At 69.2% G+C, this 25,224-nt stretch carries 19 protein-coding genes; 15 read left to right on the plus strand and 4 right to left on the minus strand.

Going from position 1 to position 25,224, the window contains the following annotated elements; all coding sequences use genetic code 11:
* Position 1: 1 nt before the first annotated feature.
* From cysD to LPA45_RS24160, 4 genes are all read left to right on the plus strand, one after another.
* On the plus strand, positions 2 to 898 hold the full coding sequence (gene cysD, locus LPA45_RS24145; RefSeq protein ID WP_116318699.1) for a sulfate adenylyltransferase subunit CysD: 897 nt from the start codon (positions 2 to 4) through the stop codon (positions 896 to 898).
* A complete protein-coding gene (gene cysN, locus LPA45_RS24150; RefSeq protein WP_317924719.1) occupies positions 898 to 2,865 on the plus strand; it encodes a sulfate adenylyltransferase subunit CysN in 1,968 nt (655 codons plus the stop codon). The genes cysD and cysN overlap by 1 nt, the downstream gene beginning before the upstream one ends.
* A gap of 177 nt (positions 2,866 to 3,042) precedes the next feature.
* The gene (locus LPA45_RS24155) at positions 3,043 to 4,182 is read left to right on the plus strand and encodes a helix-turn-helix transcriptional regulator (RefSeq protein WP_317924720.1); all 1,140 of its coding nucleotides are present in this window, start codon (positions 3,043 to 3,045) and stop codon (positions 4,180 to 4,182) included.
* A 691-nt stretch (positions 4,183 to 4,873) separates the two neighbouring features.
* Complete coding sequence (locus tag LPA45_RS24160) at positions 4,874 to 5,344, plus strand: SRPBCC domain-containing protein (protein WP_116318701.1); 471 nt, start codon at positions 4,874 to 4,876, stop codon at positions 5,342 to 5,344.
* Between the two features lie 333 nt (positions 5,345 to 5,677).
* Here the strand turns inward: LPA45_RS24160 and LPA45_RS24165 are convergent, their stop codons facing one another.
* Genes LPA45_RS24165 through LPA45_RS24180 form a run of 4 tightly spaced genes read right to left on the minus strand, consistent with a single transcriptional unit; the run spans position 5,678 to position 8,452 of the window.
* Positions 5,678 to 6,307: a TetR family transcriptional regulator gene (locus LPA45_RS24165; protein ID WP_116318703.1), complete on the minus strand. Its 630-nt coding sequence runs from the start codon at positions 6,305 to 6,307 to the stop codon at positions 5,678 to 5,680.
* 50 nt (positions 6,308 to 6,357) lie between these two features.
* Positions 6,358 to 6,735 carry a nuclear transport factor 2 family protein gene (locus tag LPA45_RS24170; RefSeq protein WP_317924722.1) on the minus strand — a complete coding sequence of 126 codons (378 nt, stop codon included), beginning with the start codon at positions 6,733 to 6,735 and terminating at the stop codon, positions 6,358 to 6,360.
* 17 nt (positions 6,736 to 6,752) lie between these two features.
* Positions 6,753 to 7,538 (minus strand): SDR family NAD(P)-dependent oxidoreductase, encoded by a 786-nt coding sequence (locus LPA45_RS24175; protein ID WP_116318705.1) that lies wholly within the window; start codon positions 7,536 to 7,538, stop codon positions 6,753 to 6,755.
* 41 nt (positions 7,539 to 7,579) lie between these two features.
* Complete coding sequence (locus LPA45_RS24180) at positions 7,580 to 8,452, minus strand: alpha/beta fold hydrolase (protein WP_317924723.1); 873 nt, start codon at positions 8,450 to 8,452, stop codon at positions 7,580 to 7,582.
* A 165-nt stretch (positions 8,453 to 8,617) separates the two neighbouring features.
* Here LPA45_RS24180 and LPA45_RS24185 point away from each other — a divergent pair, with 165 nt between their 5' ends.
* The 11 genes from LPA45_RS24185 to bcsE all read left to right on the plus strand — a co-directional run bounded on the left by LPA45_RS24185 (position 8,618) and on the right by bcsE (position 25,215).
* Complete coding sequence (locus tag LPA45_RS24185; protein ID WP_317924724.1) at positions 8,618 to 9,409, plus strand: SDR family oxidoreductase; 792 nt, start codon at positions 8,618 to 8,620, stop codon at positions 9,407 to 9,409.
* A 122-nt stretch (positions 9,410 to 9,531) separates the two neighbouring features.
* Positions 9,532 to 11,103: a DUF1302 family protein gene (locus LPA45_RS24190; RefSeq protein ID WP_317924725.1), complete on the plus strand. Its 1,572-nt coding sequence runs from the start codon at positions 9,532 to 9,534 to the stop codon at positions 11,101 to 11,103.
* Between the two features lie 72 nt (positions 11,104 to 11,175).
* Complete coding sequence (gene dmpE, locus LPA45_RS24195) at positions 11,176 to 11,958, plus strand: 2-oxopent-4-enoate hydratase (protein WP_317924726.1); 783 nt, start codon at positions 11,176 to 11,178, stop codon at positions 11,956 to 11,958.
* A gap of 59 nt (positions 11,959 to 12,017) precedes the next feature.
* Positions 12,018 to 12,950: an acetaldehyde dehydrogenase (acetylating) gene (locus tag LPA45_RS24200; RefSeq protein WP_367395044.1), complete on the plus strand. Its 933-nt coding sequence runs from the start codon at positions 12,018 to 12,020 to the stop codon at positions 12,948 to 12,950.
* A gap of 11 nt (positions 12,951 to 12,961) precedes the next feature.
* Positions 12,962 to 13,987 carry a 4-hydroxy-2-oxovalerate aldolase gene (gene dmpG, locus LPA45_RS24205; protein WP_116318710.1) on the plus strand — a complete coding sequence of 342 codons (1,026 nt, stop codon included), beginning with the start codon at positions 12,962 to 12,964 and terminating at the stop codon, positions 13,985 to 13,987.
* Between the two features lie 80 nt (positions 13,988 to 14,067).
* Entirely contained in the window at positions 14,068 to 15,054 is a 987-nt protein-coding gene (gene surE, locus LPA45_RS24210) for a 5'/3'-nucleotidase SurE (RefSeq protein WP_116318711.1), read from the plus strand.
* A gap of 10 nt (positions 15,055 to 15,064) precedes the next feature.
* Entirely contained in the window at positions 15,065 to 15,727 is a 663-nt protein-coding gene (locus LPA45_RS24215; RefSeq protein WP_317921876.1) for a carboxypeptidase-like regulatory domain-containing protein, read from the plus strand.
* 324 nt (positions 15,728 to 16,051) lie between these two features.
* Positions 16,052 to 18,385 carry a cellulose biosynthesis cyclic di-GMP-binding regulatory protein BcsB gene (gene bcsB, locus LPA45_RS24220; protein ID WP_317921878.1) on the plus strand — a complete coding sequence of 778 codons (2,334 nt, stop codon included), beginning with the start codon at positions 16,052 to 16,054 and terminating at the stop codon, positions 18,383 to 18,385.
* 1 nt (position 18,386) lies between these two features.
* Positions 18,387 to 19,595 (plus strand): cellulose synthase complex periplasmic endoglucanase BcsZ, encoded by a 1,209-nt coding sequence (gene bcsZ, locus LPA45_RS24225; protein ID WP_116318714.1) that lies wholly within the window; start codon positions 18,387 to 18,389, stop codon positions 19,593 to 19,595.
* Positions 19,580 to 23,431 carry a cellulose synthase subunit BcsC-related outer membrane protein gene (locus LPA45_RS24230; RefSeq protein ID WP_317921880.1) on the plus strand — a complete coding sequence of 1,284 codons (3,852 nt, stop codon included), beginning with the start codon at positions 19,580 to 19,582 and terminating at the stop codon, positions 23,429 to 23,431. Before bcsZ ends, LPA45_RS24230 begins: the two co-directional genes overlap by 16 nt.
* Positions 23,432 to 23,475: 44 nt before the next feature.
* Positions 23,476 to 25,215 carry a cellulose biosynthesis protein BcsE gene (gene bcsE, locus LPA45_RS24235; RefSeq protein WP_317921882.1) on the plus strand — a complete coding sequence of 580 codons (1,740 nt, stop codon included), beginning with the start codon at positions 23,476 to 23,478 and terminating at the stop codon, positions 25,213 to 25,215.
* Positions 25,216 to 25,224: the final 9 nt, after the last annotated feature.

The following is a 25,224-nucleotide window of genomic DNA, read 5'->3' on the forward strand; positions in this document are numbered from 1 at the left end:
GATGTTGACCCACCTGGAGCAACTGGAGGCGGAGAGCATCCACATCATGCGGGAGGTGGTGGCGGAATGCGAAAACCCCGTCATGCTCTATTCCATCGGCAAGGACAGCGCCGTGATGCTGCACCTTGCGATGAAGGCCTTCTATCCCGCGCGGCCGCCGTTCCCGCTGCTGCATGTCGATACCACGTGGAAATTCCGCGAGATGATCGCGTTCCGCGACCAGACCGTCGACCGGCTCGGCCTGGACCTGCGCGTCCATATCAACCCCGAAGGGCTGGAACGCAATATCAGCCCGCATGAGCACGGTTCGGCCGTCCACACCGATGTGTGGAAGACGCAGGGCCTGAAGCAGGCACTGGATCACTACGGCTTTGACGCCGCCTTCGGCGGCGCACGCCGCGACGAGGAGAAGTCACGCGCCAAGGAGCGGGTGTTCTCGGTGCGCACCGCACAGCACCGCTGGGACCCGAAGATGCAGCGCCCCGAACTCTGGCGCCAGTACAACACCCGCAAGCGCAAGGGCGAAAGCCTGCGCGTATTCCCGCTGTCGAACTGGACCGAGCTGGACATCTGGCAATACATCTACCTGAACGACATCCCCATCGTGCCGCTTTACTACGCCAGGGAACGGCCGGTGGTCGAACGCGACGGCACGCTGATCATGGTCGACGACGAACGCCTGCCGCTGCGCCCCGGCGAGAAGCCTCAGATGCGCAAGGTCCGCTTCCGCACGCTGGGCTGCTATCCGCTCACCGGCGCAATCGAGAGCGAGGCCGACACGCTCGGCGGCATCATCCAGGAAATGCTGCTGGCGACCACGTCGGAGCGCCAGGGACGGCTGATCGACAGCGATTCGGCCGGTTCGATGGAGAAGAAGAAGCAGGAGGGGTACTTCTGATGGAAACCTTGATCGACAACGCGCCGGAATCGGCGTCACAAGCGGCGGCAAACGCGGCGAAAAACGCGGCGAAAAATGCGGCGAAAAACGCGGCACAGCACGATATCGCCGACTACCTGCGTGCGCAGCAAAGCAAGAGCCTGCTGCGCTTTATCACCTGCGGCAGCGTCGACGACGGCAAGAGCACGCTGATCGGCCGGCTGCTGTACGAATCGAAGATGCTGTTCGAGGACCAGCTCGCGCAGCTCGAAGCCGACTCGAAGAAGATGGGCACGCAGGGCGAAAACCTCGATTTCGCGCTGCTGGTGGACGGCCTGGCCGCCGAGCGCGAGCAGGGCATCACCATCGATGTCGCCTACCGCTTCTTTGCCACCGACAAACGCAAGTTCATCGTCGCCGACACGCCGGGGCATGAGCAATACACGCGCAACATGGTCACCGGCGCATCGACCGCCGACCTCGCCATCCTGCTGGTGGATGCGCGCCGCGGCGTGCAGACGCAGACGCGCCGTCACAGCTACCTGGTATCCACGCTGGGCATCCGGCGCGTGGTGCTGGCGGTCAACAAGCTCGACATGGTGGACTATTCGCGCGAGGTTTACACGCGCATCGAAGCCGGGTACCGCGAATTCGCACGCCAGATCGGCCTGACCGATATCACCTGCATCCCGATGTCCGCGCTGCGCGGCGACAACATCACCGCGCCCAGTGCCAACACGCCGTGGTACCAGGGCCCGACGCTGATGCAACACCTGGAGACCGTGCCGATCGACAGCGCCCCCGTGCAGGACGAAACGTTCCGGCTGCCGGTGCAGTGGGTCAACCGCCCCAACCTGGACTTCCGCGGCTTCGCCGGCACCGTCAGCGCCGGCGAGATCCGCCGCGGCGACCGCGTTCGCGCCCTTCCCTCCGGCCGGGAGTCCCGCGTCGCCAGCATCGTTGGTGCCGATGGCGAATGCGAGCATGCCGTACGCGGCCAGGCGGTGACGCTGACGCTGGCCGACGAGATCGACATCAGCCGCGGCGACGTGCTGGCGTGCGCGGAAGACCCGCCCGCGGTGGCCGACCAGTTCGAAGCCACGCTGGTGTGGATGAACGAGGACGCGATGCTGCCCGGCCGTCCCTACCTGCTCAAGCTTGGCACGCGTATCGTGGGCGTGACCGTCGCGCAGCCCAAATACAAGGTCAACGTCAATACGCTCGAACAGCTGGCCGCGCGCACGCTGGAACTCAATGAAATCGGCGTGTGCAACCTGCACCTGGACCGGCCGGTGGCGTTCGACCCCTATGCACGCAGCCGCGAGCTGGGCGGCTTCATCATCATCGACCGGCTGACCAACAACACGGTCGGCGCCGGCATGCTGCACTTCGCGCTGCGCCGGGCGCAAAACGTCCACTGGCAGGCCATCGACGTGGACCGGCACGCCCACGCCGCGCTCAAGCACCAGTCGCCGCGCATCGTCTGGTTCACCGGGCTCTCCGGCGCGGGCAAGTCCACCATCGCCAACCTGGTGGAAAAGCGCCTGCATGCGCTGGGCCACCACACCTACCTGCTCGACGGCGACAACGTGCGCCATGGGCTGAACAAGGACCTGGGCTTCTCCGAGGCCGACCGCGTCGAGAACATCCGGCGCGTGGCGGAAGTGGCAAGGCTGATGCTCGATGCCGGGCTGATCGTGCTGGTCTCGTTTATCTCGCCGTTCCGCTCCGAGCGCGAGATGGCGCGCGCGCTGGCAGGCGACGGGGAATTTGTCGAAGTCTTCATCGATACGCCGCTGGCGGTGGCAGAGGAGCGCGATCCCAAGGGGCTGTACCGCAAGGCGCGGCGTGGCGAGCTGAAGAACTTCACCGGCATCGATTCGCCGTACGAGGCGCCTGAACGGCCCGAACTGCGCATCGACACCACGGCCGACACGGCGGAACAAGCGGCGGAGCGTGTCGTAGCGTGGCTGCGGGATAAGCCTTAGGCTGAACGGACGATGAGGCGGTGGTGGCGTTGGGTACGATGGGCGAAACCGAATTTCAGCTGGGAATGCTGACCGCGCCCGCGTGGATCCAATGCGCTTGCATGGCCCACTGCATGCTCCCCTCTCCCGCAAGCGGGAGAGGGGAGCACACCGGCAATCAACCGAAACGCCTCGACCATGCTGCCATATTCGTTGCAGGCCGCCGAACTCAGCGCCCTGCTCGCCCAGCTCTACCAGGGCCCCACGGAAGCCGTGCCCTGGGCCGGCTTTCTCGAAACCGTGCGCCAGCGCCTCGACGCCGTCTTCGTCACGCTGGTGCTGCGCCACCCCGCCACGGACCGCCCTGGCCTGATCGTCAACGCCTCCACCTACGGCCCGCACCTGCCGGGCGAGCCCTCGTACAGCGAGCAGTACTACGCGCTGTGCCCCTTCCTCGACCTGCATCCCGACCGCCTCTTCAGCGCCGATGAGCTGTTCGGCGAAGCCGGATGGCTGGCCCACCCGTTCTATACCCAGTACCTGGCGCCGCTGCACCTGCGCTATATCCTCGCCGCCAACCTGGTCACCGCCGATGGCGTGGAATGCGCCCTGTTCATCAGCCGCGCCCAGACAGGCCAGGACTTCGGCGAATCCGAGAAGGCACTGCTGCAGAGCCTGTTGCCGCACCTCAAGCGCGCGGTCGACCTGCATGCCGCGCTCGACGTGCTGCAATCCGAGCGTGCCCTGTACGCGGAAGCCGTAGACCGGCTGCTGGTCGGCACCATCATCCTCGACGAGCACGGCAAGACCATCCGCAGCAACGACGTCGCCAGGCGCCTGCTGCAGGCGCGCGACGGCCTCTATCTGTCAGACGGCTCGCTGCACGCACACTGCCCGGTCGAAAGCCGCCGCTTCCGCAGGATCCTTGAAGACACCGCGCAGGCCCACGCGCTGGCCGCATCGCGCAGCGAAGTCACGCTGCTTAGCCGCCCCGCAACGGCCACGCCGCTGAGCGTGCTGGTGCGGCCGATTCCGCTCAGCTACCGCACCGAAGACAAGGCCCGCCGCCCAGCGGTCGCGGTATTCATCCGCGACCCGGCCGGCTCTCCGCGCAACACGCATGCCAGCCTGCGCAAGCTGTTCCACCTGACGCCGACGGAGATCGAGCTGGCCTTGCTGATGGTCGATGGCCTGACGCTCGATGAAGCAGCCGTCAGGCTGGGGGTGAAGAAAAACACGGTCCGCGCGCACCTGCGGGGGATCTTTGCCAAGACCGGAGCGACGCGGCAGGCGGTGTTGGTGAAGATGCTGCTCTCCAGTGTTGCGGGGATGGGGTGAGGCGGCGCCCTCATCAAGGCACGGGACTTCGTGGACGCACCGGCCCTCTCCCCCGCCCCTCTCCCGCAAGCGGGCGAGGGGAGCAAGCAAGCGGGCACGGAAAGGATTGCTGGCTAGCCGGCGATAGCGCCAAGCGAGCGCAGCGACGCTCCGTGCCCGGTTGCCCGACTTGAGATGCTGCCGGCGCGCAGCGCAGCCATAGGCGTCCCTGCGTTGACCCCCATAGCAGGGACCACTAACCCTCTGGGCTCGTTCAACCAGCATGTCTATCCCTGCCACAGTGGTGCACCACTGCGGCAGGCAGTCTTGCTTTGTGAGGAAGCCAAACCCCGTACGAAAGCTCTTGCACACTACGATAAGAGTGGCCGTCCGCCCAGGACAGTAAACGCGCTTTCTGGTGACTCTTTGTCGCTCGGACAAAGAGTTACCCGCCCTTCAGGGCGGAACCGGGAATATCAAATATCCACCAGATGCCCAGCCGCAGCCCTAACCAACAAAAAAAATGCCGACCATCACCCCCAGGCCGGCACCAAGCTCACAGCATCTGGAGACTCGCGGAGCATACCCGCAGTATCCCGCAGCAACGCCAACCCATCATCGTCCGCCCGGACTCGTCCATTCAGGGTATGCGCCCCCCACAGCCCCGCCCTAGTGTTGTACTTCCAATCAAGGAATGAAAGGAGACAACAACATGGCCAAGCCCGAAAACCTCGTCACCTCGATCACCGTGGAAATCGATGCCCCCGCCTCCCTGGTATGGGAAGTCCTGACCGACTTCCCGCGCTACGCCGAATGGAACACCTTCTGCCCCGGCCTGGAAACGACAGCCACGCTAGGCGACATGGTCCACATGCAAGTCCGCATCCCCGGCACCGACCAGATCATCCCGGTCAATGAGTACCTCGTGGCGTGGGAGCCAGAACGCCTGCTGTCATGGGAGCAGCGTCCCACGGACGAAAACAAGGACGCCGCCCGCCGCGACCAGTACATCGAAGCGATCGCCCCCGCCCGCACCCGCTACTTCACCACCGACCTGTTCCTGGGTCTGAACGCCGAAACCATCATGCGCGAACACGGCGCCTGGGTGAAACAGGGCTTCGACCAGGTAGCAAGAGATGTCAAGGCGCGTGCCGAAGCGCTGCACGCGCAGCGCCAACGCTGACCGATAGCGTGGCAGGCAACCCCGCCGCCATCATTGCGGCGGGCGCTGGCTAAGTACCACCATGGCCGCGACACCGCGGCTACGCACGCAGGCAGCATCACACCCATCCGGAGCCGTGTCGGCGGCACGGACATCATCGTGACCGCCGTACGCCACAGCAGCGCCGTTGCCGCCGGCAAGCACCCAGGCCACGCCAAAGCCAGCCCCCACCGCGGCCAGCCCAGCCGCCCAACGCAATCCGAGCCGCTTCATTCGCTGTCTCCTCCGCACCCTTTCCGGGTCCTTTGACAGCATCGTAGGCGGCGCCGGCCGCCGGCTCTTCGTCCGAGCAGACTAGGTGGTATCCCGGGGAAAGGCCGGGCCAGCCGCGCCATCCGGCGATGCACCGCGTTGCATACCCGGCGCCGCATACAGCCGCGCGAGCGAGGCCGCGCATCCGGATAATCCCGACGGCGCCAGCTGCAGCGCATGGGCGCTCAGCAAGCCCCACAGATGCGCAACCAGCAGCCCAGCCAGCGCGGGCGTCGGCATCCGGGCCGCCAGCGTGTCGCGCAGCGCATCGATGTCCCGCAGCACGCGCGCCCGCAACGGGCACAGCTCACAGTCAGCGCCGCACTTGTGTTGCAGCAGGAACGCCAGCAGGCTGACATGGCGCGCGATGCCGTCGCCATCGAGCAGCGCGGCCAGCCCCGGCTCCAGCGCCGCCGGCGCCTCGCCGGCGCCAATCGGGCCCATCGGTGCAAGCCGCTCGGCAAGATCCGCCTCCGCGCACGACAGCAGCGCACCGAGCAGCGCCGCGCGTGAGCGGAAATGCGCATACACCGCCCCGCGCGTCATGCCGATGGCGCGGGCCACATCCTCCAGCGTGACGCAATGCACGCCACGCTGGTGCATCAGCTGCTGCGCGCTGGCCAGGATGCGCTCGCGCGTGGCGACGGCATCGTCGCGGCTACGCCTGACCATGGCCGGGACCGGTGCGGTTGATGCGGTTGATGCGGTTGAGGGCGGTTGCCTTACAGGAAATGAACGTCGTCCGGCCCCCAGTGGGCGCGCATGCCCTGGATGCGCCCGTCCGCGCCGAACGTCATGATGTCGGTCACGTCGATCCGTGCCGGCCGCCCTTCCAGCCGCGCATGCACCGCAAAGGTCAGCGCGGCGGCGTTGCCGTGCGAACCGCGCGGCGGCGCCGCCACCTCCAGGCGCGCGCCGCGCGAGGTGGCGTGCTGGTAGAAGGCGAGGATGGCCGGCTTGCCGGCAAGCGGCTGCGACCCGACCGGATCCTCCACCGTCGCGTCGTCCGCGTAGAGCGCGGCGACGCCCTCGGCATCGCCGGCATTGAAGCGTTCGACATAGGCAAGCAGCGTGGCTTTCATCGCAGCGCTATCGGGCATGGTGCTCTCCTTGTCCGTCAGCGCGCGGTGTAGCCGCCATCAATCACCAGTTCGGCGCCGGTCATGTAGCGCGCGGCGTCGGATACCAGGAAAAGGATGCCCGCCGCGATATCGCGCGGCTGCCCCACCTTGCCGACCGGCGTCAGCCCGCCAAGGTAGTCGAACAGCGCCTCGCCCTGCCCCGAGGCCTGCGCCACGTGTTCAAGCATCGGCGTGCGGATATAGCCCGGATGGATAGAGTTGGCGCGGATGCCCTTGGCCGCATAAAGCATGGCGTCGGTCTTGGCCATCATTCGCACCGCGGCCTTGGATGCATGGTAGGGCGGCACGTCCGGCCCCGCGGCAATGCCGTACATCGACGATACGTTGACAATGGCACCCCCACCGGCGCGCTCCAGGTGCGCGATGGCATGCTTGGTGCACAGGAACGTGCCCGTCACGTTGACCGCCATCACCTGCTGCCATTGCTCCAGCGTCACCTGGTGGGTGGGCTCGTTCGTGCCTTCGATGCCGGCGTTGTTCACCAGGATGCCGAGGCCGCCAAAGCGGGCAGCAATTTCGTCGAACACGCGCGCCACCTCGCTTTCGCTGGTGACGTCGAACTTCCAGAACGCGGCCTCGCCGCCCGCGCCACAGATGGCCTCGGCGGTGGCCTTGCCGTCCGCTTCAAGCACATCGAGCACGGCGACCTTCGCGCCCGCGGCGGCCAGCACACGGGCGGTTTCCGCGCCGATGCCGCGCGCGGCGCCGGTGATGGCGGCCACCTTGCCGCGCAGGTCGAACAGGCTATACGGGTATTCCATGATGTCTCCTGAATTGTCGTTGTAGGGGCATGCGCGATCAATTATGCCGCGCCGGCCTGTGCGGTATCGGCCAGGAAGCCGAGGCATTCGCGATTGAAATACGCGGCGTGCTCGACCATCACCCAGTGGCCGCAACGGTTGATCATGACAAAGCGCGCATCGGCGCAGCCGCCGAGGAACTTCATCGCGCCGGCGGCGGGATTGAACTGGTCTTCGGTGCCCCAGAAGCCCAACACCGGGCAGCGGATCTCGCCCAGCCGCGCGGTCAGGTTGGGCACCTTCATGGTGGCCAGCACCTCGCGCGGCTGCTCGCGGCACACCGCCATGCGCTCATCCACCAGCGCGTCGGTGACGAGGCTTGCGTCATGCACCAGCAACTGCAGCAGCTGGCGCATGGTTTCCGGGTTCATATGCCCGCCGGTGAACAGCGACACCATGCGCTGGATGCCTTCCATCTGGAAGTAGGTCTCGCGCTCTTCCACGCCGCCCGGGGCCATCATCACCAGCCGGCTCACATGGTCGGGATAATCCAGCGCGTACTGCAGCGCGATCGCGCCCCCGAGCGAATTGCCGACCAGCACGCAGCGCGGCAGGTCCAGTGCCAGCAACTGCTCGCGCAGCGCGGCGACGAAGAAATCCAGCGTGTATTCGACGTCGTCTGGCTTCGATGACAACCCATACCCGGGCAGGTCCACCACCACCGTATGGAAACCCGCCGCGGCGAAGGCCGGCACGTTGAAGCGGAAGTTGCTGTGCCCGCTCGCGCCCGGCCCGCTGCCATGGATAAAGACCACGGGTTCGCCGCTGCCGGCATCCAGGCAGTGCAGCCGCAGGCCCGCGGAGGTGGTGATGAAGCGCCCCACGGGCAGGTTCGGATGCAGGGATGAAGGCATTTGCTGCGGCGTAGCGGACATGAGGGCGTCTCCCGTGTGATTTGCCAGCAAGGTTTCCAGCGAAGTTGCGAGCGATATTTTCCAGCGAGTTTGCGCAGCACCGGCCTGCCGGGCATCGTTCATTCGGACTACGAGCGATCCGGCCACTTCTCCTACGATGGGCCCTCCACGCATCAGGGGACCCCAATGACAGGATTCGACTACACCGGCCAGGCCGTGCTGGTGACCGGCGGCATGCGCGGCATCGGCCGCGCCATCAGCGAGGCTTTCCTGCGCGCCGGCGCGCAGGTCTTCGTGTGCGGGCGCACCGCGCCCGCAAATGACGGCGAGCTGCCATGCGCAAGCGGGCGCAGCGCCCGCTTCATCGCCGCGGATATCCGCGACCTCGAACAGGCCGATGCCATGCTGGCCGAGATTGCACAGGCCAGCCCCACGCTCGACGTCGTGATCCACAACGCCGGCGGCGCGCCGTACGCGCTGGTCGCCGATGCCTCGCCACGGCTGCTGGAATCGGTGATCCGGCTCAACCTGGTGGCGCCGCTGCAACTGGCGCAACGGGTCAATGCCCGGATGCAGCAGCAGCCCGGCGGCGGCACGCAGTTGTTCGTCGGCAGCGTCAGCGCGCTGCGGCCATCGCCCGGCACCGCGGCCTATGGCGCCGCCAAGGCCGGCATCCTCAACGCGGTGCGCACCCTCGCGGTGGAATGGGCGCCACGCGTGCGCGTTGCCGCGGTCAGCCCGGGCATGGTGCTGACCGACACCTCGCGCGACCAGCACTATGGCGACCCCGGGGCGCTGCGCGCGATGGCGGCAACGGTGCCGCTGGGCCGCCTCGCGCAACCGGACGACATTGCCAGCGCGTGCCTGTTCCTGGCCTCGCCGCAGGCGTCGTACGTGTCCGGTGCCAACCTCGTGATCGATGGCGGTGGCGAGCGCCCGGCCTTTCTCGACGCGGCATCGCTCAACCACGCCGCGTAGGGAAACCGCCTAGTCCGTTCTGCCGATTTGTGCAGGTCTCCCCCTCTCTACGCTTGCGGCCAGATGCGCGCCATTCGAAGTGCCAGGCCATGAACCACCACCGAAACCAAGGGGAGACCACCATGCACCAACCACCACGCGGCCCAGCGAAGCGCCGCAGCCGGCTGCGGCCGATCGCCGCAGCGGCCATGCTGGCGGCGCTGGCTACGATGCTGGCGCCTGCCGCACAAGCCGGCGACACCATCGACTTCGGCCGCGACACCACGCTCGACTACAGCGTCACCGCGTCCTACGGCGCTGCGGTGCGCACGGGCCACCGCAGCGACACGCTGCTGAGCCCGGCCAATATCAACGGCGACGACGGTGACCGCAACTTCAAGCCCGGCGACATGATCGCCAACCGCGTGTCGCTGCTGGGCGAAGCCCACCTGCGCCACGGCGCCTTCGGCGCGCTGTTGCGCGGCAGCGTGTTCTACGACTGGGCCTACAGCGGCACCAACTCGAACAATGCACCGTTCACGGTCAACCACAGCGGCCCGTTCAACCAGTTCACCGAATCGGCGCAGGACTACCACGAGCATCGCGCCCAGCTGCTCGATGCCTATGTCTATGGCACCACGCCGATCGGCGGCACCCAGCTGAGCTTCAAGCTGGGCAACCAGGTGGTGGCATGGGGCGAGAGCCTGTTCTTCGCCAATATCGCGGGCGCGCAGGGGCCCGCGGATGCCACCAAGGCCTTCGTGCCGGGCGCCGAGGTCAAGGACATCCTGCTGCCGGTACCCCAGGCATCGCTGCAGCTGCAGGTCACGCCATCGTTCAGCCTGATGGGCTATTACCAGTTCACCTTCAAGCCGAACCAGCTGTCGGCGCCGGGCAGCTACTTCAGCACCAGCGACCTGGTCGGCCCGGGCGCGGAATTCATCATCGGGCCCGGCTTCCGCATTCCGCGCGGGCCGGACGTCCGCCCGTCCGACTGGGGACAGTGGGGCGTGGGCGCGCGCTGGCGCGTGCTCGAAGGCACCGAGATCGGGCTCTACCAGCTGCGCTACCACGACAAGAACCCGAGCGTGGTGACCTCGATGTTCCCGACGCTGCAATACCAGGAGAAGTTCTTCGGCGGCATCAACCTGACCGGCGCCAGCTTCTCCACCCAGGTGCTCGGCGCCAACATCGCCGGCGAGGTCAGCTACAAGGACGGCATACCGATGCTGGTGGACGTGGCCGGCTCGCCCACCGCCTCGCGCGGCAAGGCACTGCAGGGGCAGCTTTCCGCGATCTATTCGGTGGGGCCGACCTTCCTCGCCAACTCGCAGTCGCTGCTCGGTGAAGTCGCCTACCTGCATGTGCTGAGCGTCGATCCGGTGATGGGCTTCAGCCAGCTGACCAACACGCGCAACTCGGCGGCGTTCCAGCTCGGCTGGTCGCTGACCTATAACAACGTGTTCGATGGCTGGGACCTGACCGTGCCACTCACCTACGCGCACCAGTTCAGCGGCCGCTCGGCCGTGGCCGGCGCCTTCGGCACGCTGATGGGCTATGGCGACCGGCGCGCCAGTGTGGGGGTGACCTTCAAGTACCTGAACAACCTGGAGCTCAACCTGACTTACGCGGCGTTTATCGGCGGACCGAGCATTACCAACCGCCCGCTGGCAGACCGCGACTACGTGGCCTTCAACGCCAAGTATTCGTTCTGACGCTCGTTCTGACGCCCGCTTTGTCCCATGCTGCCGCGGCAGGCGCCGCGGCGGCGCAACCCGATTCCCGCCATGCACGACGACCAGATCGCCACGCTCAGCCACGAACTTCACCACGCGCTCGTCACGCGCTCGCCGGTGCCGCCGCTCAGCGGCCGCGGGCTCAAGCTCGACGTCAGCGATGCCTATCGCATCCAGCAGGGCTTTATCGCGCACCGGCTCGCCGCGGGCGACCGCATCACCGGCAAGAAGATCGGCGTGACCAGCAAGCCCGTGCAGCAGATGCTGGACGTGCACCAGCCTGACTTCGGCATCCTGCTGCAGAGCATGCACTACGCGGCGGGCACGCCTGTTCCGGCGAGCACGTTGATCCAGCCTCGCGCCGAGGGCGAAATCGCCTTCTTCCTGCGACGCGACCTGCGTGGTCCGGGCGTGACCCGCGACGATGTGCTCGACGCGACCGAATCGGTGGCGGCGTGCTTCGAGATCGTCGACTCGCGCATCCGCGACTGGCGCATCCGCATCGAGGACACCGTCGCCGACAACGCTTCCTGCGGCGTCTACGTGCTCGGCGACGAGCGTGTCAGCCCGCACGCGCTTGATCTTGCCGCGTGCGCGATGACGCTGGAGAAGAACGGCGAATGCGTGGCCACGGGGCTGGGCAGCGCCGCGCTCGGCCATCCCGCCGACGCGGTGGCGTGGCTGGCGAACACGCTGGGCAGCTTCGGCATCCCGCTGCTGGCCGGCGAGGCCATCCTGTCGGGCTCGCTTGCGGCGCTGATCCCGGTCCAGGCCGGCGACCGGCTGTCCATGCACATCACCGGCATCGGCGGCTGCAGCGCCGCGTTCTGCTGACTTCCTTGCTGACTTCCTTGCTGACTTCCTGATTCTTTCCACTTGCCACGCGAGACACCATGAACAAAATCCGATGCGCCCTGATCGGGCCCGGCAATATCGGCACCGACCTGCTCTACAAGCTGCGCCGCAGCGACATCCTGGAACCGGTCTGGATGGTCGGCGTGGAGCCCGCGTCCGAGGGCCTGGCCCGCGCGCGCGAGCTCGGCCTGAAGACCACCAGCGACGGCATCGACGGCCTGCTGCCGCACCTGGAGGCCGACGATATCCGCATCGCCTTCGATGCCACGTCCGCCTACGTCCACGCCGAACACTCGGCAAAGCTGACCGCGCGCGGCGTGCGCGTGATCGACCTGACGCCGGCGGCGATCGGGCCGTTCTGCGTGCCGCCGGTCAACCTGGAGGCCCACATCGGCAGCAACGAGATGAACGTGAACATGGTCACTTGCGGCGGGCAGGCCACCATCCCGATGGTGTATGCGGTGTCGCGCGTGCAGCCGGTAGCGTATGGCGAGATCGTCGCGACGGTGTCGTCGCGCTCGGTCGGGCCGGGCACGCGCCGCAATATCGATGAATTCACGCGCACCACGGCGGGCGCGATCGAAGCCGTGGGCGGCGCGCGCCAGGGCAAGGCCATCATCGTGATCAACCCGGCCGAGCCGCCGCTGATCATGCGCGACACCATCCACTGCCTGACCGACGAGGCCCCGGACGTCGCGGCGATTACCGCCTCGGTGCACGACATGATCGCCGAGGTGCGCAAGTACGTGCCTGGCTACACGCTGAAGAACGGCCCGGTGTTCGACGGCAAGCGCGTGTCGATCTTCCTGGAGGTCGAGGGCCTGGGCGACTACCTGCCCAGGTATGCCGGCAACCTCGACATCATGACCGCCTCCGCCGCCCGCACCGCCGAGTGCATTGCCGCCGCGATGCTGTCCTCCGCCGCCGCCAAACCGGCCAGCCCCGCCACCCCCGCCACCACCACCGCCTGAGGAGCCACGCCATGGGCCAACGCATCACCCTGCACGACATGACCCTGCGCGACGGCATGCATCCGAAGCGCCACCAGATCTCGCTGGAACAGATGAAGGGCATTGCTCGCGGCCTGGACGCCGCCGGCGTGCCGCTGATCGAAGTGACCCACGGCGATGGCCTGGGCGGCGCCTCGGTCAACTACGGCTTTCCCGCCCACAGCGACGAGGAGTACCTGCGCGCGGTGCTGGGCGAACTGAAGCACGCGCGCGTGTCCGCGCTGCTGCTGCCCGGCATCGGCACCGTCGACCACCTGCGCATGGCGCACGACATCGGCGTGCAGACCATCCGCGTCGCCACCCATTGCACCGAGGCCGACGTGTCGGAGCAGCATATCGGCATGGCGCGCCGGCTCGGCATGGATACCGTGGGCTTCCTGATGATGGCGCACATGGCGCCGGTGCAGACGCTGGTGCAGCAGGCGCTGCTGATGGAAAGCTATGGCGCCAACTGCCTGTACATCACCGATTCGGCCGGCCACATGCTGCCGCATGACGTCACCGAGAAGCTGACCGCCGTGCGGCAGGCGCTGCGGCCCGAAACCGAGCTGGGTTTCCACGGCCACCACAACCTCGCCATGGGCGTGGCCAACTCTCTCGCCGCGATGGCCGCCGGCGCCACGCGCATCGATGCCGCCGCCGCGGGACTGGGTGCCGGCGCCGGCAACACGCCGATGGAGGTGCTGGTGGCGGTGTGCGAGCGCATGGGCATCGAGACCGGCGTCGATGTGTTCCGCATTGCCGACGTGGCCGAAGACCTGGTCGTGCCCATCATGGACCACCCCATCCGCATCGATCGCGACGCGCTCACGCTGGGGTATGCCGGCGTGTATTCGTCCTTCCTGCTGTTCGCCAAGCGCGCCGAGGCCAAGTACCGCATCCCCGCGCGCGAGATCCTGGTCGAGCTGGGACGGCAGCGGCTGGTGGGCGGACAGGAAGACATGATCGAGGACACGGCGATCACGCTGGCGCGCGCGCGGGGATTGCTCACGGCATAGGACGCCGGTGCATTGGCTTTTTACCTGGCGCCGCGGCCATGCAGCGCTTTCCATACCATCAGAATGAGGAGACTGGTTCCATGCTTCGACTTCCCGCCCCCTTGCGGCTGAGTCTCGCCGCCGCGGCCCTGGCCGCGGTAGCCGGGCCCGCCCATGCGCTCAATGTGCTGCTGACCAATGACGATGGCTGCTCCGCGCCCGGCATCACCGCCGTGCGCAAGGCCTTGCAGGATGCGGGGCACCGCGTCATCACGGTTGGCCCGGCCAGCAACCAGAGCGGCTCCGGTGCCGCCTATGCCGTGCCCGACGGGCGCACGCGGCTGGTGGTGGAACCGCTGGCCGGCGGCGCCGACACGTACTGCGTGCACCGCGTCAAGGCCAGCTACGTGGCCGGCGGCGCGCTCAATGCCACCAACGCCGACTACATCGGCAGCGGCTCGCCCGTCGACGCCACCGCGATGGGCCTGAAGATCGTCGGCCCGGAAAGCGGCTTCACGCCCGACCTCGTCGTCTCCGGCGCCAACTTCGGCGAGAACCTGTCGGACTCGATCCCGCATTCGGGCACCGTGATGAACGTCCTGTTCGCGGCGCGGCGCGGCGTGCCGGGCATCGCGCTGAGCGTCGGCGTCGACTTTGCCGAAGCGCGCAGCGGCTTTCCCGCGACGCTGGCCGCGTTCCCCAAGGCCGGCGCCTTCCTGGTCCGCGTGCTCGCCAGCCTGGAAGCCGCGCGCGCGGCTGGCCAGCCGCTGCTGCCGGTGGCGCACCCGCTCAGCATCAACTACCCGATCGCTTCCGGCGGGCAGGCCCCTGCCGGGGTGCGGCTCACGGTGCCGGGCTCGGTCGACTCGTTCACCACCGCGTACAAGCGCAATGCCGACAACACGGTCTCTATCGACGTGGGAGCGGCGGAAACCGAGCCGAAGGCGCTTGCGCGCACGGCGGAGACGCCGGCCTTCCTGGCCAGGTTCATCACCATCTCGCCGCTCGACGTGGATTTCCGCCCGACGCCGCTGGCGCGCGGCCTGTTCAACCGCTCGCACCGCGACCTGGCCGCGCTGGCGCCCTGAGGACGACGCCATGGGCAAGCAACCTGGAAACTGGCGCCACCTCGTGCTCGCGTGCGCGGTGGCGGCCTTGGCGGCATGCGGGGATGACGAATCGCGCGACATCGGCGGCACGGCCGCGGTAGGCGCGGCGCTGGCGGACGCATCGGTGCAGCTGCGCGACACGCAAGGCCAGGTGCGCCAGGCCACCACCGACGCCAGCGGCGCCTTCCGCCTGGCCGGCGTGCCGGACGGCGCGGCCATGGTGCGGTGCGACGGCGGGCTGGCACAGGGCGAGGCCAACCGGCAGCAGCTCCACGGCCTGGTGCTGGCAGGGCAAACCGTCAACTGCACCCCGCTGACCGAACTGGCACTGTGGAAGCTGCTGGACGGGCCGCCGGCGCGCATCTTCGACAGCTTCGGCCCGGAGCACGCGGCTCGCCTGAGCGCCGACGCCATCGCGGCGGCCGAGCAGGCGGTGCTGGACGCGCTGGCCGAGGGCGCCGGTGTCGACATCGATCCCGCCGCCGTGCCCCGCCGCTGGCATGACACGCCGCTCGCGGCCGGCAATCCCGGCGACCCGCACGATGCCGTGCTGGACGCCATGCGCGAGGCGATTGCCGACCAGCCGACACTGGACCTGATGGGAGAGATGGTGGTGCACGGCGTTTGCCGGGCAGACGACACCTGCGGATAAGCGGCACGCCGGGGTGGAGCGCGGACGACTTGCCGTGGGTCCGTGCCAGTGCTTCTCCTACAAAACCGGAGCGGAAATGCCCCCCTTTGGCAAGAGGGTGGCATTTCCGCTTTTTTTGTTCGCTGTTGAATATTTTTTAGAGCACTGGCGCGATGTGGAGCCCGCAGTGCTTTTGCAGCTACACTTGCGCGACCATCAGCCAGCCACAAGCCGTAAGCCGTAAGCCTGCCGCAACATTGCGCCGTGCCATCGCGGCGGGATTAAGTTTCCGCACCGCGTGCGCCGTCCGCCCTGGAAGCATGCAAAGGAACCGTCATCCTGCCCATGACCCGCTCCGCCCCGCCCCGCTTCCACCGGCCCCAGCTTCGCGCCGCCGCCAGCCTCCTCGTCCTGTCGTGCCTGTCGTGCCTGTCGTGGCCGGCGGGCGCCCAGGCGCCTGCCGCGCGGCAGGCTGCCATCCCGCCCGCCACCGAGGCGGCAGCCCCGCCCCCGAACGCCAGCGCGACACAGCCCGCCGCAGCCAATACCGCCACCCACGTCCTCACCCTGCGCCAGATGGGCGCCTACGGCCCGATCGCGCTGCGCGGCGTGGACCACGCGCGCCAGCTCGACGTCGGCGTGCGGCTCGATGAAGTGGTCACGGCGGCCAGGCTCAAGCTGGCCTTTACCTATTCGCCGGCGCTGGTGTTCCCGCTGTCGCATATCAAGCTGACGCTGAACGACGAAGTCATCGCCACGCTGCCGCTGGAAGAGAAAGAAGCCGGCCGCCTGGTCACGCGCGAACTGGATATCGATCCGCGTTTCTTCACCGACTTCAACCACCTGCGCGTGCAGCTGATCGCGCACTACACGCTGGATCATTGCGAGGACCCGCTGCACTCGAGCCTGTGGGCCGACATCAGCCCGGCCACCACGCTGACGCTCAATACCTCGCGCGTGACGCTGCCGGATAACCTGGCGCTGCTGCCGGCACCGTTCTTCGACCGCCGCGACAACCGCCGCGTGACCGTGCCGTTCGTGCTGCCGGCCGGCGCCGACGGCGCAACGCTGCGCGCCGCCGGGGTTGCGGCGTCGTGGCTGGGCGCGCTGGCCGCCTGGCGCGAGGCGCGCTTCCCGGTGGCGCGGACCGCGCCGGCCGGCAGCGACGCCATCGCCTTCGTCACGCCGCAGACCATCCCGGCGGGCCTGAACCTGCCGGCGATCGCGGGCCCGACCGTCAGCCTCATGCCCAACCCGGCCAGCCCGGACCGCAAGCTGCTGGTGATAGCCGGGCGCAATCCGCAGGACCTGCAGACCGCGGTCAATGCCCTGGTGCTGGGCAAGGTGGCCATGGCCGGCAACAGCGCACGCGTGGAATCGGTGGACATCGGCAAGCCGCGCCGGCCCTATGACGCGCCGGCGTGGGCGCCGACCGACCGCCCGGTGCTGTTCCGCGAACTGGTGCCGGACCCGCAGGACCTGCAGGTGGCCGGCAGCAACCCGAACCCGATCCGCGTCAACCTGCGCGTGCCGGCGGACCTGTACGACTGGACCCGCAGCAACGTGCCGCTGAACCTGCGCTACCGCTACACCGCGCCGCCCGCCTACAACGACTCGGTACTGAGCATCGACATCAACGACCAGCTGGTGCGCTCGTACCGCCTGCGTCCCCTGGCCAGCACCGACGACCACAACGTGGTCAGCGTGCCGCTGCTGTCGGGCACCACCGCGTCGGCAGCGCAGCGGGTCGGCATCCCGGCGTTCCGCGTCGGCAGCAACAACCAGATGCAGTTCCAGTTCCATATCGATTCGCAGAAGACGGGGCTGTGTACCTCCACCGCGACCGACGTGGCGCGCGCGGCGATCGACCCGGACTCGACCATCGACTTCAGCAGCTTCTCGCACTACACCGGGCTGCCCAACCTGGCGTACTTCGCCAACAGCGGCTATCCCTTCACCCGGCTGGCCGACCTCGCCGACACCGCCGTGGTCGTGCCTGACGCACCGACCGCCATGGACCAGGAAGCGCTGCTGTCGCTGCTGGGCCATATGGGCAAATGGACCGGCCTGCCGTCGCTGCGCGTGACGGTGGTGCCGACGGCGAAGATCGACAGCGTGCGCGACCAGAACCTGCTGCTGATCGGCACCGGCAGCGGCGCCGCCACGCTGGAAAAATGGGGCAAGTCGCTGCCGCTGCTGATCGCGCGCGGCAAGACCGAACTCACGCTGCGCGACCAGCGCACCGGCATCTGGTCGAACTGGCTGGCCGGCGTGCGCGAAGACCCGGTCACGCCGGTCGGGCGCGCCATACTGTCCGCCGACGGGCCGGTGGCGGCACTGGTCGGCTTCGAATCGCCGCTGTCCGGCGGCAATACCGTGGTCGCGCTGACCGCCACCGAAGACCGCCGCGTGGCCGATGTGCTGGACGCCCTGGAGAACCCCGGCAAGGTGGCGCAGATGCGCGGCGACCTGACCGTGATCCGGCAGGACCAGGTCGATGGCCTGCGCCTGGGCGAGCGCTACTACGTCGGCGACCTGCCGTGGTACGCGCGCATCTGGGTGCGGGTCTCGGCCTTCCCCAGCCTGATGGCGATCGGCGGGCTGCTGGCCGGGCTGGTGGTGGCGCTGTCGCTGTTCTGGACACTGGGCAGGCTGGCTGCGCGGCGCGGCGGGAGCTGACATGCGGCGCACGCTGACAGGCCTGTGCCGATGGCTGGCAGCCGGCGCGCTGGCCTGTGCCTCCCTGGCGGCGGTAGCGGCCGCGCCCGCGCCTGCCTGCAAGTGGGCCGACTGGGATGCCTTCCGCCAGCACCTGCTGAGCGCCGACGGGCGCGTGATCGACCGCAGCTCGGACCGGCAGGCCACCGTTTCCGAAGGCCAGGCCTACGGCCTGTTCTTTGCGCTGGTGGCCAACGACCGCGCGAGCTTCGACAAGCTGCTGGCCTGGACCGAGAACAACCTCGCGCAGGGCGACCTGGTCTCGCACCTGCCCGCATGGATCTGGGGCAGGCTCACGCCCGCGCAGGCGGCCAGCGCCGGCCACGCAGGCAACCCAGGCAGCGGCTGGGGCGTGATCGACAGCAATCCGGCATCCGATGCAGACCTGTGGATCGCCTATGCGCTGCTGGAAGCGGGCCGGCTGTGGCAGGAGCGCCGCTTCACCGCGCTCGGCACCTTGCTGGCACGACGCATCCTGCGCGAGGAAACCGCGGTGCTGCCCGGCCTGGGCCGCACCGTGCTGCCGGGACCGCAGGGCTTCAGGCTGGGCGACAAGCGCTGGCGCCTGAACCCCAGCTACGTGCCGCTGCAGGTGATGCGCCGGCTGGCCGCCGCGCTGCCGGAAGAACCGGCGTGGCAGCAGCTGGTGGGCACTTCGGCGCGGCTGATGCTGGACACGGCGCCGCGCGGTTTCTCGCCCGACTGGGTCGAATACGAGGCCGATCGCGGCTTCCTGCCCGACGCCGCCACCCACGCCGAAAGCGCCTACAACGCGATCCGTGTCTACCTGTGGGCCGGCATGCTGCCCGCCGACGAGCCCCAGCGCGCCGCGCTGCTGCGCACCTTCACGCCGCTGGCCGACTATGTCGCGGCCAGGGGCTATCCGCCCGAGCGCATCGACACGCAGACCGGCCAGCCGGGTCCCAACGCGGGCAACGGCGGCTTCAGCGCCGCGGTGGCACCGTACCTGGCCGCGCTCGGCCGCGCCGACCAGGCCGCCGCGCAGGCGCGCCGCACGCGCGAGCTGGCGCAGCGCGAGCCTGGCGGACAGGCCGGCTATTACACCCAGGTGCTGACGCTGTTCGGGCTCGGCTACCTCGACGGCCAGTACCGCTTCGCCCGGGACGGTGCGCTGCTGCCTGCATGGAAGACCGGATGCCCCGCGCGCTGAACCCGATCCTGCTGCCGGCACTGTTCGGCGCCGCCGCCGTGGCGCCGATGGCAGCCGCGCCGGCGCTGGCCCAGCCGGCGCAGCAGGCCGCCAAACCTTCGCCCGAACTGGCGCAGCTGCTGTCCGCGGCGCGCATGTGGGAAGCCAAGAACCGCACCGACGTGGCCCGCGGCATCCTCGACAAGGCGCTGCTGATCGATCCCAGCCAGCCAGACGCGCTGATGCTGATGGGCCTGATCGAGCTGCGCTCCAACCGCCCGCTCGAAGCCGAGAAGATCCTGCGCCGGCTGCGCCAGGCCAACCCCGGCCACCCCGCCACGCTCGAGCTTGAAGACGCCTGGCGCATCGCCACGCGCGACAAGGCCGAGATGGCGCGCATCCGGCTGCTGGCGCGCGCCGGCAAGTCCGACGAAGCGATCGCCCGGCTGCATAAGCTGTTCCCGCGCGGCGCCCCGCGCGGCGAACTGGCGATCGACTACTACCGCATCCTGGCCGGCACGCCCGCCGGGCGCACCGCCACCATCGCCGAGCTGCGCACGCGCGTGCGCCAGAACCCGGACGACCTGCGCCTGCAGATGGCGCTGGCCAGCCTGCTGACCGACCGCGAGGCGACGCGCCAGGAAGGGCTCGGCATCCTGCAGCGCATTGCCCGGCGGCCGGACGGCGACCGCAAGGGCGCGCTGGAGATGTGGCGGCGCACGCTCTACAACGTCAGCGACGATCCCGCGTACTACAAGTGGTACGATGCCTACCTGCAGGAAGTGCCGGACGACGACGCCGCGCGCCAGACCCTGGCCGAGCTCGGCAAGCGCACCACCGCACGCCAGCGCGAGCAGGCCAGCCCGGCATACCAGGCGCGGCGCGAAGGCGAGAAGCAGCTGGCGCGCGGCAATGTGCGCGAGGCCGAGACCGCGCTGGAAATCGCCAACCGGAAGCGCCGCAACGAAGGCGAGACGCTCGGCAACCTGGGGCTGGTGCGCCTGCGTCAGGGCCGCCACGACGAAGCGCGCGAGCTGTTCACGCGCGCCGCCGAGCTCGATACCGGCAACCGAAGTAAATGGCGCAGCCTGCAGGGCACCGCCACGTTCTGGGGCACGCTGGCGCGTGCGCGCGAGGCCAACGCGCAGGGCAAGCCGGCGCAGGCCGAGGCCCTGGCGCGCCAGGCGCTGCAGCAGCAGCCGGACAACGCCAATGCCCGCGCCATCCTCGCGGACGCGCTGATCGCGCAGGACCAGCCGGCCGAGGCCGAACGCCTGCTGCGCGCCAACCTGGCCGGCCCCGAGCCGGACATCGGCAGCCTGCGCACGCTGGTCAAGCTGCTCAACGAAAGCGGGCGCGGCGACGAGACCGGGCCGCTGATCGCCAGCACCGCCAGCCGCCTCAAGGGCTCGGCCGAAGAACTGCGCAGCCTGCGCGCCGAGCTGCTCGCGCTGCAGGGCGAACAGCTGCTGGCGCAGCGCAAGCAGAGCCCGGCGCTGGCGCGCCTGGAAGAATCGATCCGGCTGGCGCCGCAGGATCCCTGGACGCGCTTCACGCTGGCGCGCGCCTACCGCGACCTGGGCCTGCCCGCGCTGGGCCGGCGCGTGATGGACGAAGGCGTGGCCGCCGCCGGCAATGCCGAGATGCGCTACGCCGCGGCGCTGTACCTGAATTCGGTCGACGACATCGACGCCGCCAGTGCGCTGCTGGCTGGCGTGCCGGACGCCGGGCGCTCCGAAGGCATGCGCCGCCTGTCCGGCAACCTGGCGGCGCAGCGCCTGCTGCGCGAGGCGCGCCAGCTGTCCGCGCAGGGCCGCGAAGACGAGGCCATGGCCAGGCTGCGCGCCGCCGCGGCCGAGGTGCCCGACGATCCGCAGATGCTGGCCTCGGTCGGGCGCGAATGGATCGCGCTGGGCCAGCCCGACACCGGCCTGAAACTGGTCACGGACTGGCTCGACGCCCATCCGGACGACCCCGCCATCGACGTGCGCATCCGCTATGGCGAACTGCTGGCCGCGGCCGGGCGCGACGATGCACTGCGCGCGTGGATCGCCGACGTGCGCGCGCGTCCCGGCCTGAACGCCGCGCAGCGCGCCGATCTCGACGACCAATCTTTGCGGCTGGCGGTGCGCGAGAGCGACCGCCTGATTGCCGAGGGCGATTTCGCCGGGGCGCAGCGCACGCTGATGGCCGTGCCCGAAGCGCAGCAGCGCGAGCGGCGCTGGCTGCTGGCGCTGGCCGACTTGCGCGAGGCCGAGGGCGACTATGCCGGCGCCGCCGACGCCGCGCGGCAGGTGCTCGCGACCAACCCCAGGGACGCCGGCGCGCGGCTGATGGTGGCCAACATGCTGGAGCGCCAGGGCGACGAGAAGCAGGCGCTGGAGATCGTGCGCGCGGTGCTGGCGGACACGCCCGAGGACGACATCGATACGCGCCTGTCGATCGCGCGCCGCTTCACCGCGATGCGGCGCGAGGACGAGGCGCTGGCGGTGGTCGGGCCGCTGCGCCAGCGCTATCCCGAGCGCGCCGACATCACGGTGCAGGCCGGGCGCATCGCGCAGTCGCGCGGCAACTTCGACGAGGCCGCGGCGCTGTACCGCGAGGCGCGCGTGCTGGAGCAGCGCGAGGGCGTCAGCCCAGGCCCCGAGGGCCCCGCAAGCACCGCGGCCGGCCGCGCGCTGGCCTCGCTCGAGGCCCGGCGCGAAGGCCAGGTGGCCTCGGCGGTGCTGTTCTCGCACAAGACCGGCGATCCCGGCATCTCGCGCCTGCTGGCCACCGAGATCCCGCTGTACGTGCGCATTCCGCACGGCTACACCGGCCACACTTTCTTCCATGCCGACACGGTGCTGCTCAATGCGGGCACGCTGCCCGCCGACAACCTGTCCGCCTCGCGCGACTTCGGGCGCATCCGCGCGCTCGGCAATACCGGCCTCAGCCCCATCGGCCAGAACGACCGCGGCGTGGCGCTGGCCGCCGGCTACGAGTTCAACGGCGCCTACAACAGCTGGCGTGCCGACATCGGCACCACGCCGCTGGGGTTCCTGCGGCAGAACATCGTCGGCGGACTGCGCTGGCGCGGCGAAATGGGGCTGGCATCGACCACCATCGACGTGTCGCGGCGCGCCGTCACCAGCAGCCTGGTGTCGTACGCCGGCGCCACCGACCCCGCCCATGTCGACCCGGCCACCGGGGTGGTCACGCCCGCGGCCACCTGGGGCGGCGTGGTGCGCAACGGCGTGCATGTGCGCTATGCGCGCGATGTGGGGCGCTTCGGCCTGTTCGCCGATCTCGGCTACGGCATCTACACTGGTCACAATGTCCTGACCAACCGCGAGTTCACCGTGCGCACCGGCTTCGACGTGCCCGTCTTCGTGCGGCGCGACCAGCGCCTCACCAGCGGCCTGGTGCTGAACTACTGGCGCTACAGCGAGAACGAGCGCTACTACAGCTTCGGCCACGGCGGCTACTACAGTCCGCAGCGCTACCTGTCGTTCGGCATCCCGCTCGACTGGACCGGGCGGCGCGACAAGCTGTCGTGGCGCGTGCGCGGTTCGGTGGGGCTGTCGAGCACGTATGAGAAGTCGATGCCGTACTACCCGACCGATTCCCGGCTGCAGGAACTCTCCGGCAATGCCACCTATGGCGGCGGGTCCGGCGGCGGTTTCAGCTATACCATCGGCGCGGCGGTCGAGTACCGCTTCGCACCGCACTGGGTCGCCGGCGCGGTGTTCGAGATCGACCGCTCGCGCGACTACGCGCCGAACCGCGCGCAGGCGTACGTGCGCTATTTCTTCGACAAGCAGCAGGGGCCCGTGCCCTACCCGCCCACGCCGGTGCGGCCTTATTCGACTTACTAAGCGACTTGCCAAGCCACATAGCAAGCCACATACCGAGCCACACCATGAACGACGCCAGCCGCCCAACCGCCCCGCCGCCGCCGAGCTTGCGCAAGAAGCCGCGCGCCTGGCTGCAGGCGCGCCCGGCGCTGGCCATCGATGCGCTGCCGCCCGCGCTGGCGGCGCTCGAGCCCACCGCCGTGCACGTGGTCTATGCCGACGCCACGCCCGCCTGCGACGCGCTGTTCTGGCAAAGTGCGGCACGGCTGCTGCGCGCACGCACCACGGTGCTGTCGCCGCGCGAGCCGGCCGGGATCGCCGACATGCTGCGCGCGCACGGGCTCGACATCGAACGCTCGCGCACGCTGCATCCGCGCGCCAACGTCTGCACGCTGCGCGGCGTGCCCGACCGCTCCGGCATCGCCGTGCTGACCGAAGCGCTGCAGGCCGTGGTGGACCAGTGCGGCGCACAGGGCAGCCAGTTCCTGGTGGAAGGCGCGCAGGGATATTTCCGCTGGGAAGACCCGGTCGCGCTGGCCGATGACGGCGAGCTGCTGGCGCAATGGTGCAGAAGCAACAGCTGCGGCGTGCTGCTGGTGATGGAGCCGCCCGGCGGCACGGCGGCGCTGCAGCTGGTGTCACTGGCGGGGTTCCACCGGCATTTCGCCGGCGTGGCGCGGCTGGCGCAGCAGCACGGGCAGTTTGTCTGGGAGGTCGGCTTCTGGCGCCACAAGGATGCGATCCTGCCGCCGGAGGTGGTGCCGCTGCGCTTCTCGCCGGTCGACCGCGGCCTGGTGGCCGGCGCCGGCGCCGACGACTCCATCGCGCCCGGCGAGGCGCCCACGCTGCTGGCCCCCGACGAGGACCGCGTCATCGTCAGCCGCGAAGCGGTGCTGCGCGAGCGCTGGATCCCCGCGCACTGGCAGGTGGTCGACGACAATGCCACCGCGGTGGCTGCCGCTGGCGGTGCGGTCGCGGCCACCGTGGTGCTGCATTACGGCCAGATCGCCGAACTCGAGACCCTTGCCGGCCAGGTACACCAGCTGCGCCACGACGGCGGCAAGGCGCTCAAAATCGTGGTGCGCGAGGACCACGAGATCCTGCGCCAGCGCTACGAGCTGCTGATGATGACGCTGGGCGCCAGCCTGGTGATCCACCGCAATACGCCCTTCGCGCGCGTGCAGACCATGATCGAGGCGATCCAGGGCCAGGTGTTTTCGCGCCCGATCCTGCCTGACTACAAGAGCGCGCTGTCCGCGGTGGTGGCCACCGCCGCCACGGGCTACGTGCCGCCCGCCGACTTTATCTCGCTGGTGCGCACCACGCTCGAACGCAGCAGCGTGATCCGGCTGCCGCATGTGCTGCTGGAGCTGCCGCTGCTGCCCGAAGCGGCCCACGTCGATGCGCTGCGCGCGTGCCAGATGCACGATGCCGGCGACCTCTGCACCGCAGGCAGCAATGCGGTCTACGCCTTCTTCTTCGCCTGCCGCATGGAGAACGTCGAGACCGCGTGCCGCCATGTGTTCGTGCGGCCGATGTCCGAGCTGTTCGGCGGCGAGCTGCGCTGCGGCGATCCCGAATCGATCCTGGGCTCGCTCAAGCGGCTTGAATCCGATATCGCACAGCGCCCGGTGCAGGACTACAGCGGCTGGCTGGCCAGCCAGCCCGGGCTGTCGCCGGTGACGGCGCCGGCGGAACTGCCGCCGCAGGACGCGCCGATCCCGTTGCCCGCAACCTCGCGCGCGCGCCGTGGCCGGCGCGCGCAGCCGCAGGCGTTTGCCATCCCGCTGAAGCCGCAACGCTAGGCACGATCG

It is taken from the genome of Cupriavidus sp. Agwp_2 (assembly GCF_040784895.1).
Lineage (GTDB): Bacteria > Pseudomonadota > Gammaproteobacteria > Burkholderiales > Burkholderiaceae > Cupriavidus.